The 15898-nt window shown below is 68.1% G+C and carries 13 protein-coding genes; 8 read left to right on the forward strand and 5 right to left on the reverse strand.

Annotated elements, in window-relative coordinates; translation table 11 throughout:
* Positions 1-43 precede the first annotated feature (43 nt).
* Positions 44-754 carry a response regulator gene (locus ACVWWW_RS00475; RefSeq protein WP_027083726.1) on the reverse strand — a complete coding sequence of 237 codons (711 nt, stop codon included), beginning with the start codon at positions 752-754 and terminating at the stop codon, positions 44-46.
* A complete protein-coding gene (locus tag ACVWWW_RS00480; protein WP_051235388.1) occupies positions 751-2283 on the reverse strand; it encodes an ATP-binding protein in 1533 nt (510 codons plus the stop codon). The genes ACVWWW_RS00475 and ACVWWW_RS00480 overlap by 4 nt, the downstream gene beginning before the upstream one ends.
* 229 nt (positions 2284-2512) lie before the next feature.
* Between ACVWWW_RS00480 and ACVWWW_RS00485 the strand changes: the two genes are divergently transcribed.
* The 7 genes from ACVWWW_RS00485 (at position 2513) to ACVWWW_RS00515 (ending at position 11721) form a co-directional block, all read left to right on the forward strand.
* A complete protein-coding gene (locus ACVWWW_RS00485) occupies positions 2513-4003 on the forward strand; it encodes an ATPase domain-containing protein (protein ID WP_027083725.1) in 1491 nt (496 codons plus the stop codon).
* Between the two features lie 2 nt (positions 4004-4005).
* Positions 4006-5610 (forward strand): ATP-binding response regulator, encoded by a 1605-nt coding sequence (locus tag ACVWWW_RS00490; RefSeq protein WP_051235386.1) that lies wholly within the window; start codon positions 4006-4008, stop codon positions 5608-5610.
* Between the two features lie 100 nt (positions 5611-5710).
* The gene (locus ACVWWW_RS00495) at positions 5711-6922 is read left to right on the forward strand and encodes a GAF domain-containing sensor histidine kinase (protein WP_196804393.1); all 1212 of its coding nucleotides are present in this window, start codon (positions 5711-5713) and stop codon (positions 6920-6922) included.
* An 89-nt stretch (positions 6923-7011) separates the two neighbouring features.
* Positions 7012-7407: a group III truncated hemoglobin gene (locus ACVWWW_RS00500; protein ID WP_027083723.1), complete on the forward strand. Its 396-nt coding sequence runs from the start codon at positions 7012-7014 to the stop codon at positions 7405-7407.
* Between the two features lie 118 nt (positions 7408-7525).
* Positions 7526-8176, forward strand: a complete 651-nt coding sequence (locus tag ACVWWW_RS00505) for a carboxypeptidase regulatory-like domain-containing protein (protein WP_036143002.1) — start codon at positions 7526-7528, stop codon at positions 8174-8176.
* A gap of 3 nt (positions 8177-8179) precedes the next feature.
* Positions 8180-10510: an EAL domain-containing protein gene (locus ACVWWW_RS00510; RefSeq protein WP_027083722.1), complete on the forward strand. Its 2331-nt coding sequence runs from the start codon at positions 8180-8182 to the stop codon at positions 10508-10510.
* On the forward strand, positions 10507-11721 hold the full coding sequence (locus ACVWWW_RS00515; protein ID WP_027083721.1) for a hypothetical protein: 1215 nt from the start codon (positions 10507-10509) through the stop codon (positions 11719-11721). The genes ACVWWW_RS00510 and ACVWWW_RS00515 overlap by 4 nt, the downstream gene beginning before the upstream one ends.
* A gap of 4 nt (positions 11722-11725) precedes the next feature.
* Here ACVWWW_RS00515 and ACVWWW_RS00520 read toward each other — a convergent pair whose 3' ends face one another.
* From ACVWWW_RS00520 to ACVWWW_RS00530, 3 genes are read right to left on the reverse strand one after another with little or no spacing between them, the layout of a single operon-like run.
* Positions 11726-12292 (reverse strand): DUF1003 domain-containing protein, encoded by a 567-nt coding sequence (locus tag ACVWWW_RS00520; RefSeq protein WP_027083720.1) that lies wholly within the window; start codon positions 12290-12292, stop codon positions 11726-11728.
* 43 nt (positions 12293-12335) lie between these two features.
* Positions 12336-14075 carry a putative ABC exporter domain-containing protein gene (locus ACVWWW_RS00525; RefSeq protein WP_027083719.1) on the reverse strand — a complete coding sequence of 580 codons (1740 nt, stop codon included), beginning with the start codon at positions 14073-14075 and terminating at the stop codon, positions 12336-12338.
* Entirely contained in the window at positions 14072-14809 is a 738-nt protein-coding gene (locus ACVWWW_RS00530; RefSeq protein WP_036142205.1) for an ABC transporter ATP-binding protein, read from the reverse strand. Before ACVWWW_RS00530 ends, ACVWWW_RS00525 begins: the two co-directional genes overlap by 4 nt.
* Positions 14810-14958: 149 nt before the next feature.
* Here ACVWWW_RS00530 and ACVWWW_RS00535 point away from each other — a divergent pair, with 149 nt between their 5' ends.
* Positions 14959-15852, forward strand: coding sequence for a pirin family protein (locus tag ACVWWW_RS00535; RefSeq protein ID WP_027083718.1), 894 nt, complete (start codon positions 14959-14961; stop codon positions 15850-15852).
* Positions 15853-15898 lie beyond the last annotated feature (46 nt).

The raw sequence follows: 15898 nt of genomic DNA on the forward strand, positions 1-15898 counted from the left end.
GCAGTGATCGACGACGCTCCGTCGGTCGCGCGGGCGGGTGACGCTACTGCGGAATGAAACGCAGGCCGACGCGCGGTTCGGTGGCGATCCAGCGCGGCGCCATCGCATCGTCGCCCAGCTTGTTGCGCAGGCGGCCGGCGAGGATGCGCAGGTAGTGCGTGTCGTTCTCGTAGGTCGGCCCCCACAGCTCGCGCAGCAGCTGTTTCTGGGTGACCACGCGTCCGGCGTGCTGGATCAGCATCGCCAGCAGTGCGTATTCCTTGCGCGTCAGTTGCACCGGCACGCCGCCGACGGCGACGAGTCGGCGCGAGATGTCGACGCGCAATAGCCCGTCGTCGAACACCTGCGGTTGCGGCGATTCGCGACGCGGCGTGCGAAGCAGTGCACGGATGCGCGCGAGCAGTTCCTGCACGCCGAACGGTTTGGTGACGTAATCGTTCGCGCCGGCATCGAGCGCACCGACCTTCGCGACTTCATCGTCGGTGACGCTGAGCACGATGACCGGAACGTCGGACCACTGCCTGAGTTCCTCGATCAGGTCGCGGCCGTTCGAATCGGGCAGGTGCAGGTCGATCATCACCAGGTCCGCGCCTTCGAGCGCGAGGCTTTCCAGGCCCTGCCGCCCGCGATCGGCCAGCGCGACGTTGTAGCCGTGCGCACGCAGGCTGATGTCGAGGAACTTGCGCATCTGCGGCTCGTCCTCGACCACGAGGATCCGCGCGGGTGCACTGACGGCGACGGCCGACGCGCTCACGTGCAGGGCTCGCATCCGACCGGCGCGACCGGAAGCACGAGGCGCATGCGCGTGCCGGCGCCGTCGCGGCCCGCATGCGCGCTGACTTCGCCACCGTGCGCACGCACGATGCTCTGGCTGATCGCGAGACCGAGGCCGGTGCCGGCGCGCGCGGGATCGCCGCGGTCGGCGGAATAGAACATGTCGAACACGCGTTCGCGCTCGGCATGCGGAATGCCGGGGCCGACGTCGAGCACGTCGATCACCACCGATTCGGATTCGTCGACCGACGCACGCACCGCGACCGCGTCCCCATCGGGCGAGAACTTCGACGCGTTGTGCAGCACGTTGAAGATCGCCTGCTCGATCAGCGCCGCATGCACGCGGATCGGCGGCACGTTCGCGTCGATGCGCACGTCGAGCTTCACGTCCGGGTCGTAGCGACGCAGGCGCGCGGCGGCTGAGGCGATCAGCTCGTCCATGGTCGTAGCTTCCACGTCCATCGACAGCTGTCCGTCGCCGATGCGGGTGACGTCGACCAGGTTCTGGATGTAGCGATCGAGGCGTCGGCCTTCGACTTCGATGGTCGACAGCAGTTCGCTGCGGTCGTCCGAATCCAACGATGCGCCGAACGAACGCAGGCTTTCGGCGGCGCCCATGATCGTGGTCAGCGGCGTGCGCAGGTCGTGCGAGACCGACGCGAGCAGCGCGGTGCACAGGCGCTCGGATTCGTTGGCGACGCGTTCCTGCTGCAACTCGCCGGTCAGGCGCGCGCGCACCACCGAATGCGCGATGTCGGAGCTCAGCGACAGTGCGAGTTCTTCTTCCGCGGCGGTGTGATGCGGGCCGCGCTGCACGCCGACGGCGCCCAGGCGTGAATCCACGCCGTTGAGCGGAATCCACAACCAGTCGCCCTGCTGCACGTGGCCATCGGCCAGAGCGGGCGGACGCGGCACGTCGGTGGCGTCGCCGGAATAGAACGCGCGCTCACCGAGCCACAGCACGGCGCGACGGCGCAGCGATGTTTCGACGAACGACAACGCGGCGCGCACCACGCCGCTTTCGTCCGGCGCCTCGGCCAGGCGCTCGGCGAGCTCGCGCCGGATCGAGCCATGCGCCTGGCGCACGGTCAGCGATTTCACCAGGCGTCTCTGGCCCGCAGCGATCCATGCGACCAGGCCGGCCGAACCGACGAATGCCGCGAGCACGACGACGTCGTTGCTGGAGAACAGCGGCATCGCGAGCGGGTCGTGCGACATCTTTACGCGATACATCACGAAGCTCAGCAGCGCGGCGACGAGTGCGTGCACCGCGGAGCCCGACGTGCCGATCAACGCGATGCCGACGAGGAACAAGGCGGTCACGGCGTCACGCAGCAAACCGTCCGCCGATGCCATCGACGCGAGCGCATACGCGGTGAGCGGCGCGGCGATGGTCGCGAGCCAGAGAAGGGGCAACGGAGCACGCGCCAGACCACCGGCGGCGTCGCTCGCATTCGACATGCGCATGTGCACGGCGCCGGGGAAACGAAAGAAAGCGAGATTTTTCATGGCACCTCGCATCCTCGCAATACGTGAAGAAAATGTTACGGCGAATTTACGGAAAACACGGGTTTCAGGCTTTAGCCGTTACGGAAGCGCTCCGCATACTGGGCCGCCCCGTCTCTCCAGTCCGCGTGCACGGCAACGCCGATCGCCGCCGATGGATCCGAATCTTCCCAAGCGACTGTGCAGACGGGGTCACGGCTGCTTGGTCCTCCATGACCAAAGGCCTAACCGAATGACGAAGACGTCCCCGCTGCAACCCACCATCAGCTCCGGCGTGCCGGGCCTGGATCCCATCCTGGCTGGCGGTTTCACCTGCAATCGCCTGTATCTGGTCGAGGGCGTGCCCGGGGCCGGAAAGACCACGCTCGCGATGCAGTTCCTGCGCGAAGGCGTGGCGCGGGGCGAGAAGGTGCTTTACGTCACCTTGTCGGAAACGCTCGACGAACTGCGGGAGATGGCCGATTCGCACGGGTGGTCACTCGACGGCATCGAGATCTTCGAGCTTCTCGAGAACAACGAACATCTTGATGGCGACGCGCCGTACACGATGTTCCACCCGTCGGAAATCGAACTCGCCGAAACCACGCAGCGCGTGCTCGACAAGGTGCGCGCGACGCAGCCGCAGCGGCTGGTGTTCGACTCGCTGGCCGAGCTGCGGCTGCTGTCGGGTTCCGCGCTGCGCTACCGCCGCCATGTGCTGTCCCTGAAGCAGGCGTTGGCGGGACAAAAGTGCACGACGCTGCTGCTCGACCACTCCGGCACCGACCAGCAGGGCCTGGAGGTGCACACGATCGTGCACGGCGTCGTCCACCTGGCGTCGGCCGCATCGCAGTTCGGTGGCGACCGCCATCGCCTGCGCGTGAGCAAGTACCGCGGGCGACGCATCGTCGGCGGCTATCACGACTACCGCATCACCACCGGCGGCCTCCGCGTGTTCCCGCGCCTGATCGCCTCGCAGTTCCGCCGCGATCGTGTCAAGGAAACCGTGTCGACCGGTTCGGCGCCGCTGGACGCACTGCTCGGCGGCGGTATCGATCGCGGCACCAGCACGCTGCTGGTCGGCGCATCGGGCACCGGCAAATCGTCGCTGTCGATCCTGATCGCGGAAACCGCTGCGGATCGCGGCGAGCGCTCGGCGGTGTTCGCGTTCGAGGAAAGTCTCGCATCGCTGCTCACGCGAGCGGACGGCCTCGGCATGGCGCTGGAGCCCTACGTCGCCGACGGAACCGTGCACGTGCAGGCGGTCGACCCTGCCGAATTTTCGCCCGGCGAATTCGCCCAACTCGTTCGCGAAGCGGTCGAAGTCCGCGGTTCGCGCGTCATCGTCATCGACAGCCTCAACGGGTATCTCAATGCGATGCCGGAAGAAGAGCACATGATGTTGCAGCTGCACGAGCTGCTGGCCTACCTCGCGTCGATGGACGTGCTGACCGTGCTGGTGAGCGCGCAGCTCGGCCTGATCGGCACGATGACCAGCAACGTCGATGTCAGCTATCTCGCCGACACCGTGGTGCTGCTGCGCTATTTCGAGAACGCCGGTGAAGTGAACCAGGCGATCTCGGTGCTCAAGAAGCGCACGGGCAGCCACGAACGCACGATCCGCCCGATGGAACTGACCTCCAACGGTTTCGTGATCGGCGAGCCGCTGCGCGATTTCCGCGGCGTGCTCACCGGCGTGCCGCAGGAGCGTAAGCCGTCGGCCGGGGACGGGACGGCCAGCTGAGCATGGAACGTGGACCGCTCCCCGGGCTGCACATCAGCCTGTTGTTGCCCACCCCGCGCGACACCGCGCTGACCGCGCGCATCCTCAACAGCGCCGGCATCGCAACGCGGCGCTGCAGCGGCATCGAGGATCTCGATCCGCCGTCGCTACTGCGCTCCGGCGCGATCATGATCGGCGAGGAATGGCTGGCGATGGGCGCGATGCACGCGCTGCGCCATGCGATCGAGACGCAGCCATCATGGTCGGACCTCCCGGTGCTCGTGGTGGCGCGCGCCAGCATCGATTCCGACCAGATCGGCATGCTGCTCGAACAGCTCGGCAACGCCACTCTGCTCGATCGCCCGTTGCGCATCGCCGCGCTCACCAGCGCCGCGCGCGCCGCATTGCGTGCACGCGAACGCCAATACCAGATCCGCTCGCAGCTCGATGCACTCGAACGCGCGAGCACCGAGCTCGCCGTCGCCGCCGAACGCAAGGACGAGTTCCTCGCGATGCTCGGCCACGAGCTGCGCAACCCGCTCGCGCCGATCCGCAACGCGGTGCACATGCTGCGCCAGCTCGGCCTGGGCGGCCCCACCGAACGCCAGTTGCTCGACACCATGCAACGCCAGACCGACCACATGGTCCGCCTGGTCGAAGACCTCATCGACGTGGCGCGCCTCACGCGCGGCACCATGGAGCTGCGCCGCGAGCGCGTCCGGGTGCAGGAACTCATCGACGCCGCGATGGCACTGAGCCGCCCGCTATTCGAGCGCGCCGGCCACGATGTGCGCGTCAACACCGAAGCGAATGATCTGATCGTCGACGCCGACCCCGTGCGCATGGCGCAGGTGTTCAGCAACCTGCTCAACAACGCCGCGAAGTATTCCGGCCCGCGCGGCCACATCGACATCCGCATCGCGCGCGACGACGACGAAGCGCTGATCGCGATCGGCGACCACGGCATCGGCATCGAGCCCGACGTTCTGCCCTACGTGTTCGATCCCTTCGTGCAGGGCAAGCGCAATCCCAGCGAATCCAACGATGGCCTCGGCATTGGCCTCGCGCTGGTCAAGCGCCTGGTCGAACTGCACGGCGGCCGCGTGACCGCGAGCAGCGACGGCGCCGGCCGCGGTTCCACCTTCGAAATCCGCCTGCCGCTCGCCCCCGCGGCGGCCGACGACGCCACACCCGAGGCCACGCCCATGTCCCTGCCCCAACACGAACCGTTTTCGCGCGGCCTGCGCGTACTCGTCGTCGACGACAACCGCGATTCGGCCGACACGCTGGGCATGCTGCTGCAGACGCTGGATATCCAGAACCGCGTCGTGTTCAGCGGCCCCGAGGCGCTGGAAGCCTTCGATGCCTACCGACCAACCGCGGTCTTTCTCGACATCGGCATGCCCGGCATGGACGGCTACGAAGTCGCGCGCCGCATCCGTGAACATCCGGCCGGCGAGCAGGTCGGGCTGGTCGCGCTCACCGGCTGGAGCCAGGAGCAGGACAAGGCGCGCACGCGCGAGGCCGGCTTCGATTTCCACATGACCAAGCCGGCGGATTTCGCCGAGCTGCAGCGCATCCTGCAATTGATGTCGACCGCGGCCGACGTCGGCTTCGCCTGGCAGTGACGGCACTGAATGCATGGCATCGCCCTCACGGATGCGCGACGCGCCGCTTCGTATATCGAAGCGTCCGTTCGATGAGAACGGCGGAAACGAGCAGGGCGGCATGAATTACGATTTTCCGCTGGTGGGGATCGTCCAGCGACTCGCGGGCTGCATCGACGCCCAAAGCATCGTGTCGATCCTCGCGCGCTCCACGCGCGACCTGATCGGCTCGGACGGCGTCACCGTGGTGATGCGCGACGGCAGCCGCTGCCGCTACCTCGAGGAAGACGCGATCGGCGCGCTCTGGAAGGGCCAGGATTTCGCGCTGGACTCCTGCATTTCCGGCTGGTGCATCACCACCGGCGAATCGGTGGTCATTCCCGACATTCGGCAGGATTCACGCATCCCGCTCGCCTTGTACGAAGCCACGTTCGTGCAGGCGATGGCGATGGCGCCGATCTCGCGCGACAAGCCGCTGGGCGCGCTCGGCGTGTACTGGTCGACGCAGCACGAAGCCACCGAACTCGAAATGGCCGCGCTGCGTGCGTTGGCCGATTCCGCCGCGCTCGCGCTTTCGAACGTGCGCCTGCTCGAACAGCTTCGACGCGATAACGAGCGCAAGGACGCGTTTCTGTCGAGCCTTGCGCATGAACTCGGCGAAACGCTGGGGCCGATGCGCACCTCGCTGCACCTGCGCAAGGATGCACGCGACATGGCCGTGCAGGCGCGCCTCAACGAAGTCTTCGTCGAACAACTCGCGCGCCAGGCGCGACTGATCGAAAACCTGGTCGACGGCAGCCAGCTGCTCACCGGCCAGGCGCGCCTGCATCCTCGTTTGCTCGACCTGCGCGAGATCGTCAGCCACGTCGTGCACAACCGCACGCCGCGTGCATCGCATGCCGAACTCGACATGCACGTGCACATGCCGGCCGAGGCGGTGGATGTGTGGGGCGAGGAGCGCCGCATCCAGCAGGCGCTCGGCCACGTGCTCGACAACAGCATCCGCTGCACGCCGCCGGAAGGCCGCGTCGACGTGATGCTCGAAATGCGCGACGACTGCGCATGGCTGACCGTGCGCGACACTGGTATCGGCATCGCCGCCGACACCCTGCCGCACCTGTTCGAACCCTTCTACAAACCCGTGCACGAACCCGCGCGCAGCGTCGCCGGCCTGGGCCTCGGCCTGAGCATGGTCGCCAGCATCCTGCAGCTGCACGGCGGCGACGTGCGCGTCGACAGCCGCGGCGTTGGCCACGGTACCGATGTGGTCATGCGGTTTCCGCTGGGTTGCGTGTCGGCGCCGACGCGGGAGTCGGCGTTTTCGGTGTCGTAAGCGATCGCTGCGACTGCCGCTTTGACGCGCCGCAAGGCGCGATGCAGCCGTTACGCGCGACACTGCACGCATTCCGCAACCGCCCCGCCATGACCGACACCCCACTTACCGAAGCCGACATCGCGCGTCTCGTCGATCGTTTCTACGAGCGCGTGCAGACGCATCCGACGCTGGGGCCGGTGTTCGCGCCGGCGGTCGACGACTGGGCGGCGCATAAGGCGACGCTGGTGGACTTCTGGTCGTCGATCGAACTGAAGACCGGGCGCTATCGCGGGCGGCCGATGGCGATGCATCGTCCGCATCCGATCCAAGGCGCGCACTTCGCCGACTGGCTCGCGTTGTGGGAAACCACCGCGCGCGAAGAGCTCACGCCCGCGCAAGCCGAACGGTTCATCGAACACGCGCGGCGCATCGCGCGTTCGTTGATGTACGGGCTGGGGCTGGATGCGGACCGGCGTCCGCTGGGGCTTCCGCTGCTGGGCTGACGGCGGTCAAGCTTTCGGCGCCACGGTCGATACCGAACGATGGAGCACCTTCGGCGCCAGTGCCGCGGGTGTAGGCTGGATGCGGGCCACGGCCCGACGTGACGCCGAAGGGGACGGCATGCGGATACGCAGAGAATTCGGTGCGCTGCTCGCGCTGCTCGCTTGCGGGCAGGCGATGGCCGCGCAACTAACGGTCGACATCACCGATCGCCAGGGCAAGCCCGTCGGCGATGCGGTGGTCACGCTGCTGCGCCGCGACGGCACCGGGCCGAAGCCCGGCGCGGCGACGATGCATGCGATCGACCAGAAAGACCTGATGTTCCGTCCTTACGTCGAAGTCGCGCGGCCCGGCGACTCGGTGGTGTTCCGCAACAGCGACACCACACGCCACCACGTCTATTCGTTCTCGCCGGTGAAGCAGTTCGAATACGTGATCGCGCCGCACGATGCCGCGCCGCCGGTGAAGCTGCCGCGCACCGGCGTGGTCGCGGTGGGCTGCAACATCCACGACGGCATGATCGCCTACCTCTACGTCACCGACGCACCGTGGACCGCACGCACCGATGCACGCGGCCACGTCGCGTTCGATGACCTGCCTGCCGGCGCGTACGACGTGCGCGTCTGGCATCCGCGCCTGCCGCCCGCGAAGCCGGACCTCGTACAGGACGGCGTGGTGCTCGGTGCGACCGACAGCCGACGCGTGCCGTTCGCGCTGACGTTGCTGCCCGACCTGCGCTACCAGTTCGACCGCGAGCGCACGCGGTACTGAGCGATGACCTTCCGCACGCGCCTGGCGCTGTTCCTCGTCGCGATCCTGATCGTGGTGCAGGCGCTCACGGCCGGCCTCGTCTACGGCGTGACGCGACACGCGTTGATCGACGAAGGCCGCCGGCAACTCGACGTCGCCGCCGGTGCGTTCGCGCGCCAGCTCGATGACTTGTCCGCACGCGTTGCGTCCAGCGTGCAGGTGCTGTCGCTGGACTTCGCGTTGCGTTCGGCGATCGCGCAGCGCGATCGCGACACCGTGCTGTCGGCATTGCGCAATCACGGACGTCGTGTGGGTGCGACGCAGATGCTGCTGGTCGGTCTCGACGGCCGCGTCGAAGCCGACACCGCGGGGCGCTTTCCCGAGGGCGCGCCGTTCCCGTATGCCGACCTCGTCGAACGTGCGCCACAGCAACCGGCATCGGCGGTCGTCGCGTCGAACGGTCGCGCGAGCTGGATGGTGGTGGTGCCGGTGTTCGCGCCGGACCTGGTCGGCTTCATCGCCGCCGCGATCCCCGTCGACGATGCACTGCTCGCGCGCCTGCAAGCGCAGTCGGCATTGCCGAAGGAAGTGGAACTCGCGACGCGTGATGCAGCGGGCTGGCACACGATCGCGCACGGCACCGGCAAGGGTGCACTGACGCCGGCGCTCGATTCCTACGGCGCCGCGCTGCCGACCACGCCGGAACTCGCGACGCTCGAGGGCCGCGAATACGTCGTGCAGGCCGTGGCGCTCGATCACTCGCGCAATAGCGCACCGGTGGCGGCGGTGCTCGGTTATTCGGTCGACGCGGCATTGCAACCGTATCGCGCCGTCGCGATCGCGTGGGCGGGGCTGCTGGGGTTCGGGCTGGCGATCGGCCTGGCCGGCGCATGGCTGATCGCACGCGGCGTGTCGCGGCCGGTCGAACGCCTCGCCGCATCGGCGCGCCGCATCGAAGCGGGTGATTACGCGCCGGTCGACGCACCTGCGCGCGACGACGAAATCGGCGCGCTCGCCGCCGCGTTCGATTCGATGACGCAGGCGATCCGCGAACGCGAGGCGCACATCGTCCATCAGGCTACGCACGACCCGGTCACCGGTCTGGCGAATCGCAGTGCAGCGGAAAGTGCGATCCAGCGTGCGCTCGATGATGCGCGCGGCGACGCGGCATTGCTGATGGTGGGGCTGGAGCGCGCGCCGGCGATCGTGAAGACGCTGGGCCACGGCGTCGGCGATCGACTGATGCATGAAGTCGCGCAACGCCTGCGCGGGCCGGTCGGCGCGGGCCTGGTCGCGCGTGTCACCGACAGCCAGTTCGCCGTGTTCGTGCCCGGTGCGTCGCGACAGGATGCGCATTCGCTCGCACTGCGCCTGATCGACGTGCTGTCCGATCCGTATCGCGAAGCCGAACTGCGGCTCGACCTCGCGCCGGCGGTCGGCCTCGCGCTGTCGCCGGTGCACGGGCGTGATGCGGCGACGTTGCTGCGTCGCGCCGATGTCGCGCTGATCGCTGCGCTCGGCGCGGACGAGCCGGTCGCGGTGTACGACGCCGCAACCGATCCGCATCGACCCGAACGCCTGTCGCTGATGGGCGATCTGCAACGCGCGCTCGGCGGCGATGCGCTGGCATTGCACTACCAGCCGAAGCTGCATCTCGCGAGCGGCCGCATCGACGGCGCGGAAGGCCTGGTGCGCTGGTCGCATCCCGAACGCGGCCCGCTGGCGCCGGACACGTTCGTCGGGCTCGCGGAAGAAACCGGCAACATCCGTCGTCTCACCCGCTGGGTGCTCGATGCCGGCATCGCGCAAGCGAGCCGCTGGCAAGTTGCCGGGCATCCGGTGCGCGTCGCGCTCAACGTGTCGGCGCGTGATCTCGAGGATGCGGAGTTGCCGCGTCGGGTTGCTACCTTGCTGTCGACGCACGAAGTCTCGCCCGAACGCGTGGTGCTGGAAATCACCGAGAGCGCGCTGATGCGCGACGCGGACGCCGCGTTGCCGGTGCTGCATCGCCTCGCGGACCAGGGCATCGCACTGTCGATCGACGACTTCGGCGTCGGCCAGTCGTCCTTCGCGTATCTGCGACGCCTGCCAGTGCGCGAACTCAAGATCGACCGCGCCTTCGTCGCGCCATTGGCGAACTCGCGCGAGGACCGGATGATCGTGCGTTCCATCGTCGAACTCGCGCATGCGCTCGGCTATCACGTGACCGCGGAAGGCGTGGAAGATCCCGCCGCGCTCGACTACCTCACCGGCATCGGCTGCGACCACGCGCAGGGCTTTCTCATCGCGCGACCGATGGACGCGTCGGCGTTCGATGCGTTCCTCGCCACGCGTGCGAGTGGAGCGACCGCTTGAAGCGCGCCGTCGCAGTGCTGCTGGCGAGCACGCTGAGCGTCAGCGCGAACGCGCAGTCGCTGCAGGTGCACGGTGTCATCGATGCACGTGTCGGTACGACGAACACGAACAGCGCGAGCACGTTCGACGGCGGCCTCGGCAAGGCACGGCTCGGTGCGCATGACGACGCGTTCGACCTGCACGGCGCGCTGCTCGCAACATGGCAGGTCGCACCAACAGTTCTTGCCTCTGCCGAGGCACGTTACGCACCGGAATCACGCAAGCCGTTTGACCTGATCGACGCGTGGGTTAGGTGGCGTCCGGTGTCGACCAGCGCGTGGCGCGGCTCGGTCAAGGCCGGCATGTTCTTTCCGCCGATCTCGCTGGAGAACGACGCGATCGGCTGGACCAGCCCGTACACGCTGACGCCGTCGGCGATGAATACGTGGGTCGGCGAGGAACTGCGCGTGTTCGGCGTCGAAGGCCGCATGGAACATCGCAGCGCGCGCGGCACGCTGACGACGAACGTCGCATTGTTCCAGAAGAACGACCCGGCGGGTGAGCTACTCGCGACGCGTGGCTGGGCGATGCACGACGTCTTTTCCGGACTCGACGGCAGCCTGCGCGAGCCGGATTCCATCGCGGCGAATGCGTCCGACATTCCGGTGCGCTTCCGCCCGTATCTCGAGATCGACCATCGCCTCGGCGCGTACGCATCCATCGACTGGCAGACGCCGGCGCAGGACCGCGTCACCGCGCTCGTCTACGACAACCGCACCGACCCGTCGCGGGAAGTCGACTACGCCGCCCGCGAACTCTACGGCTGGCGCACACGCTTCTGGAGCTTCGGCGCGCAGCATCGCTGGAACGATGTCGTCGTCATCGCGCAGGCGATGCGCGGCAGCACGATCATCGAGCCGGTGCCGGCTCTGCAGTTCGACACGCGTTTCGCCGCCGGCTACCTGATGGCCGCGCGCGACGTCGGAACATGGCGCCCGGCCGCGCGACTCGACCTGTTCCAGGCGAAGCAGACGCCCGGCGGCGGTCCGGATGCGATGGACGAGCATGGCCGCGCGATCACGCTCGCCTTGAACTGGCGACCGAACGACCGCTGGCGCGTGACCGGTGAAGTGCTGCAGATCGACAGCGTGCGTAACCAGCGTCGCATCGACGGGCTCGACCCACGCCAGCGCGAACTGCAGGTGCAGGCGAACGTGCGCTGGCTGTTCTAGCCGATCACTCGTTCGCGTTGTCGCGCGCTTCCAGTCGCTGCACGATCGTACGGATCATCGTGAGCTGTTCGTCCTGCGTTTTCAGCAGCGCGGCGAGTTGTGCATCGCGCATCGCATCGAGTTTCTCGTGCAGCGCCATGATCTCCATCTCGGCCTTGAGATTGACCTCGTAGTCGTGCGCGGCGTCTAGGCGATCCTTCGCGCCCTGTCGGTTCTGGCTCATCATGATCACCGGTGCCTGTATCGCGGCGAGCATCGACAGCACCAGGTTGAGGAAGATGAAAGGGTAGGGATCGAACGGATGCCGCAGCAGTTCGGTATTGACCGCGACCCACGCGACCAGCACCAGCGCGAACAGGATGATGAAGGTCCATGAGCCGCCGAACTGCGCGACGCGATCGGCAAGGCGTTCGCCCAGCGTCATGCGGTCGGCGAACGCGTGGTTCGTGTCGGTGCTGACCAGCTTGCGTTCCGCCGCACGATCGATCACGCGTCGCTCGGTCTCGTGCAGTTCGGCATAGGCGCGACCGAACCAGCGTCGCGCGGCGGGATCGTGGTCGGAAATCGTCATGACGCAGCTCCGGGAGCGGTGCGCGGACTGTAGCGTTGCGGCGTCAGCGCAGTTCGGTCGACAGGTCGAAGCGTTCGATGCGGCGGCCGAGCCAGCGCAACAACACGGCGGCTTCCGCGCCCAGCACCGCAGCCGCGGCGATCGCGCCGCCCAGCACCGCGAGCGTCCAACCCGTCAGCAGATGGACGACGAACATCAATGCACCGGCGACGGCCGCCGCGGGCAGCAGCGACAGCACGAGCACCAGCAAATACACGCCGCCGAAGATCATGCGCTGGCCCATGACGTCGAACCCGCCACCGCGTCCACCGGGCGACCAGCCGGGAAATACCAGCATCCCGGCGAACGGCAGGCACAGCATCACCGCGCACAACGTCGGAGCGAGCAACAAGGCCGCAACGGTGAGCGATGCGAGCAGTCCCGGCGTCAGCCATTCCATGCCGTGGAACGCACGCGCTGCTGCCAGCAATAGCAACCATTGCGCAGGCACCAGCATCGCGATCGGTGCGAGCAGTTGGCCCAGCGCGATCTGCCAGCCGCGCAGTGGTGTTGCGCGCAGCACGTCGAGATGGTCGAGCATGCCGCGCAGGCTGCCCTGCACGAACATCGGCCCGACCACGGTGCTCCACGCAGCGACACCGAGGCTCACGATGCCGACGATCTTCAGGAACGCGACGCCGACTTCGTGCGTCGACAACCACTGCGTGCCGGCCAGGATGACGGCGGCGGCGATCACCAGCGTGCGCAGGCGCCAGAACGGGCCGGCGGCGATCAGGCCTTTCCACAGGAACGCGGTCGGTGCGAAGCCGCGCGGCGCGAGCGCGAATGGCGGCTTGCGTGCACGCGTGGGCGCGGCGCGCAGGCGCGAGCGGCCGTCGCGCATGGCCGACACTTTTTCGGCGCGACGCTGCGCCGACACCATCGTCGCTTCCTCGAACGACACCTGCGAGCGCACCACCCAGATGTAGTGCAGCGCGAGCATGAGCAGCGCGCCGGGCAGCGCGCGCACGAACGCCATCGTCGACGTCGCCACCATCGGCGCGGTGAGCGCGCGGAACGGCGTGAGGATCCAGAACGCGGGCCCGTAGCCGAGTACCGAACCCACATACGCGGTGACCTCCCGCGGCCCGGCGAGGTTCTGCGGCAGCGGTGCATGCGCGCGTGCCCAGACGAAGCAGACGGCGACGAACGCAACCAGCAACGCGATCGCGATCAGTCGACGCCAGATCGGCCGCACACCAAGGTCGAGCAGGCGTTCACGGGTGAACGACGCGCCGAGAAAATGCAGTCGCGTGGTCGCGACGATCAGCCACAGCGCGGCGGCGTACTGGAACGGATTGACGCCCACCGCGCGCCCGCGCTGCAGCAGCAGCGAGAGCAGGAACACCGAGACGAACAGCATCAGCTGCGAGCGGATCACGCTGAAATGGATCAGCCCGGTGCGCGAGATCGGCGCGGGAAACAGGAACGCGGCTTCGGCCTCGTTGAAGCGCAGCGCGGCGCGATCGCTGGCAAAGATCCACGCCGTCAGCATGAAGATCAGCGTGCCCACTGCCGCGAGTGCACCGAATACTTCGCCGAAGCCGGCCGGCATCATCGTGAAACGCGCATGCCCGGCGGTCGGTCCAACGAGGTGTCGGAACACCACGCCGTAGAAATACGCGACGCCCGCGATCGCGCCGATCAGGTATTTCGGCTGCTTCAAGCGACGGATGCGCTGGCGCACGCGGTTGGCCAGCGACACGCCCTGCATGTACGCCAGCGCGCGGACGACGTCGTTCATGCGCGCGGCGCGACCGGCGCGTCCTCGGTGGCGAGGAAGAACACGTCCTCCAGCGTCGCGCCATCGCCCGCGTACTTCGCGCGGATGTCGGCGACCGGGCCGACCGCCATCGCGCGGCCGTCTTTCAGGATCAGCAACGTCGTGCAGACCTCTTCGACCAGCCCGAGCAGGTGCGAACTGAGGATGATCGACGCGCCCTGCGCCGCGAGCGTGCGCATCATGTCCTTCATGCGCCGCATACCGCGGGGGTCGAGGCCGGTCAGCGGTTCGTCGAAGATCACCGCCTTCGGCCCGTGCAGCAGGCCGCAGGCGATCGCGAGCTTCTGCTTCATGCCGCGCGAGAGTTCGGCCGGCAGCAGGTCCTGCTTGTCGGCCATCTCGAGATCGGCGAGCAGCGCGTCGCCGCGCGCCTTGTAGTCACCGATGCCGTAGAGCCTCGCAATGAAGGCGAGATGCTGGGCGACGGTGAGGTATTCGAACAGCCGCGGCTCGTCGGGAATGAAGGCCATCGTGCGCTTGGCGCCGACCGGGTCGGTCGCGAGATCGATGCCGCCGAGGCGGATGCTGCCGAGCGTGGCGGGAATGATCCCGGCGACGCAGCGCAGCGTGGTCGTCTTGCCGGCGCCGTTGGGCCCGACCAGGCCCATGACCTCGCCCGGTCGCACCGCGAAGGACAACGTATCGACGGCGGTGAAATCACCGTAGCGCTTGGTGAGTCGCTCGACTTCGATCATGCCCGCTCCCCTTCGGAGCCTGCATTGTGGACTCGCGCCGGGTGCGCGCAACCGCCGGTCGTAATGCCGCACCAGCCCGTTCCATCCATCGGTCTCGCGACGACGACGTTGCGCGCCTATAACGTCGACGACCGCAACGGAGCGCCGCCATGATCCAGCTCGTGATTCCCGCCCGCCGCCGCGACCTCGGCGGCTTCGAGGTCGGCCGCGTGCTTCCGGCGCCGCTGCACCGCATGGTCGGCCCCTTCATCTTTTTCGACCACATGGGCCCGGCCGACTTCCCGCCCGGCCTGCCACGCACGGTCGACGTGCGCCCGCATCCGCACATCGGCCTGTCGACGGTCACCTACCTGCTCGACGGCGAGATCATGCATCGCGACAGCGTCGGCTCCGAGCAGGCGATCCGCCCGGGCGAGGTCAACTGGATGACCGCGGGCCGCGGCATCACCCATTCCGAGCGCTTCGAGAAAGCGCGTGCGCAGGGCGACCGGCTCGACGGCCTGCAGGCCTGGGTCGCGCTGCCCGAATCGGCGGAGGAATCCGACCCCGGCTTCGCCCACTTCGACGCCGCGGCGCTGCCGGCTTTTGCCGACACCGGCGTTCGCGGCCGGCTGATCGCGGGCAATGCGCTGGGGCTGATCGCGCCGGTCGCGGTCGCGTCCCCACTCTTCTATCTGCATCTCGACCTCGACGACGGCGCGCGCTTCGCGCTGCCGGCCGACCACCCCGAGCGCGCGTTCTACGTCGCGCGTGGCGAGGTCGACATCGACGGCCAGCGCTTCGGTGTCGGCCAGATGGCGGTGTTGACGCCGGGTCGTTCGTCCGAGGTCGTCGCCCGCGGAGCCGCCACGGTGATGGCGCTGGGCGGGGAGCCGGTCGGCCCGCGCTTCATCGAATGGAACTTCGTGTCCTCGCGCAAGGAGCGCATCGAAGAGGCCAAGGCCGATTGGCGCGCCGGCCGCATGAAGCTGCCCGACCTCGACGACGGCGAGTTCATCCCGTTGCCGCCGGACCCGCCGCCGCCGGCGAATCCCATGTCCTGAGCCCGAATCGCGGGCCCGTCGCCGCGGGGCCGGTGATAAACTCCCG

Source organism: Lysobacter sp. HA18, assembly GCF_054057595.1.